Annotated in this window: 1 protein-coding gene; it reads right to left on the bottom strand. The window is 60.4% G+C overall.

Translation table 11 applies throughout. The features are described 5' to 3' along the window. The coding region (locus AC1DT3_RS18375) for an LPS-assembly protein LptD (protein ID WP_477466666.1) at positions 1-2,223 on the bottom strand (2,223 nt) is incomplete at its 3' end. Between the last annotated feature and the right edge of the window lie 87 nt (positions 2,224-2,310).

The following is a 2,310-nucleotide window of genomic DNA, read 5'->3' as shown; positions in this document are numbered from 1 at the left end:
GTACCAGTTCTGCGTGATGTTCCAGGTCGCCGACGACAGAATACCTTCGCGGCGACGTGGGAAGCCGAGTTCCGGCTGCGCGCCGTAGCGCGCATAGAGAATCGACGCCGTCACAGGCACATACGGGTTCAGATTGGCCGTCAGACCAGCTTCCAGGCGGTTCATGTCGAACGTGTCCTGGTCGAACCGGCCCCGCGTCATGAACGAAATGTTCTTCGTCGGCGAGATCTGGAAGCGGCCGACAAAATCGGAACGCGCCGATTCGAGACCGGAATCGCGCCCGACATTGGCGAGATCGCCGGGGCGGAACGAGTTGCGTCCGGCGAGCTGATAGGATTGTCCGAACACGATGTTGGCGTTGAAGTCCTCGTTGTTCGTGATCGTGTATTTCAGGCCCACATTGGCCCGCACRCCGCCTTCGACGCGGTCATAGCCCGAGAACTTGTCCCATTCGAAGATCGACGTGTCGTCGAAGACGAGGCTCTGAGCATCCTCGTTCGGCAGCTTGCCGATGAGCGTTTCGTTGGGACGGGCGATGATTTGTGCGATCGGTTCGAGAATCTGCGTTCCCACCTCGCCGATATCGGCAACGAAGGGGAAGCGGTATTCGAGCCCGATCGCCGGCATCGCACGGATGGCGTAATCGTCGTTGTTGCCGAGGAAGTTGCTGAGCTCGTAGTTCTGATAGCCGGTGAACTTCGGCGAGAACCAGAAGCTGTCGGCGCGCAGGTAAGTGAACGGCGTCCACGACTGACCGAGCGAATCGATGAATTCACGACGCCATGAGACCATCGCCGACGCGCGGGTCGCGTTGCCGCTGATGCCGCGAACGAGACACGAATCCTTCTGGAAAACGGCGCAAGTACCGTAGAGTCCGAATAGCGCCGTCGTCGTTTGCGGGATCTGTTGGAATTGCGCGGCCTCACGTCTGAGGCTCGTCACGTTGACGTCGATCGCGATCTCGCCACCGATCGCTGCGGGTCCGTTGATGCGCTTGTTGTAGTCGATCACCGGCGCGACGATCGGCTGCTGCTTCTGCCAGTCGGATGTCGAGAGGCCCTTGAAGTAGTAGCCGCGCATGTCGAAGAACGACCGGTCGCCCTTGCCCTGGAGGTAGAGGGTCGAGATCGATTCCTTGAGGTAGTTGTTGCTCAGGCTTTCACTGCGGATCCGGTAATTGTCGAGGAACCACTTGTCCGAGACGAGCGAAATATCCCAACCCCATTTCCAGCGGTCGTTCAAATAGAACATACCGCTGGTTTCCAGCGACCCGCGCTGATCACGGTCGCCTGGGCCATAGGGGCTCTTGAGGAACGCGCCGAGATCCTGCTGCACGATGCCGGCGGCGCGGATGTTGTAGTAACCCGTGTCGAGGCGATGGCGCCATTCCGCCTGCCCGAGCAAACCCTGTCGACTCAAGTAGGTCGGGGTCAAAGTCAGGTCGTAGTTCGGTGCGATGGCCCAGAAGAACGGCAACGACGCGCCGGTGCCGAGCGAATTTGACGTAACGTAACGCGGCGACAGGAAGCCGGTCTTGCGCTTCACGGTCGGATCGGGCGTCCAGAAGTACGGCATATACGCGATCGGAATGCCGTAGAATTCCAGCGTCGCGTCTTCGTAGTAGATCGTCCGTTCGCTGTTGTTGTGGATAATTTTGGCGGCTTTCACCTGCCACAGCGGCGGTTTTTCGGGATGTTCCTTACAGGGCTCGCAAGCCGTGTAGGTGCCCCGTTCGAAAACGGTGGTCTCACCCTCGGAACGCTCGGCGCGAGGCGCCGAGAAACGCGTGGTGACGGGAACGCCTTCGTAGACCGTGCTCTGAACGACGCGGAGCGAATCGATGAAGCCGTTCTTGAAGTCGTCGCTCAGCTCGAAGCGCTCGCCGGTGGCGACGGTCCCGTCCTTGTCCGTAAGGCGGGCACGGCCTTCCGCGTACACGCGGCCTGTATTGCGATCGTAGGTCACCCGGTCGGCCTGAAGGGTCCGTCCCTGGTAGTTCAACTCCACATCGCCGGTCGCCGCGATGGTGTTCTTGTCGTTGTCGTAAACGATCTCCTTGGCGTCGACGAGAAGGCGGTCCGGATCCTGACCGGGCTTCGCTTGAGTCTTTGACGTTAGGGCATCGTTGAGCGTGCGCTGGGCGAGCACAGGGGAGGCACCGACGGCGCATAGAAGCACCATCGCGACCGCAGATGCTGCGATCGTTGTTTTGCCTCGAGACATACGCACTCCTCGCCAAGCCCCCATGGTGTCCCCTCAGCCGTCCTCTTGGTGGAGGAGTGCGAGAGTTCCTAGGAGACTGCCTACTAC

Source organism: Microvirga sp. P4_G7 (genome assembly GCF_056401005.1).
Note: the sequence above shows the minus strand (reverse complement) of the source record. Positions and strands in the feature narration are given on the sequence as shown.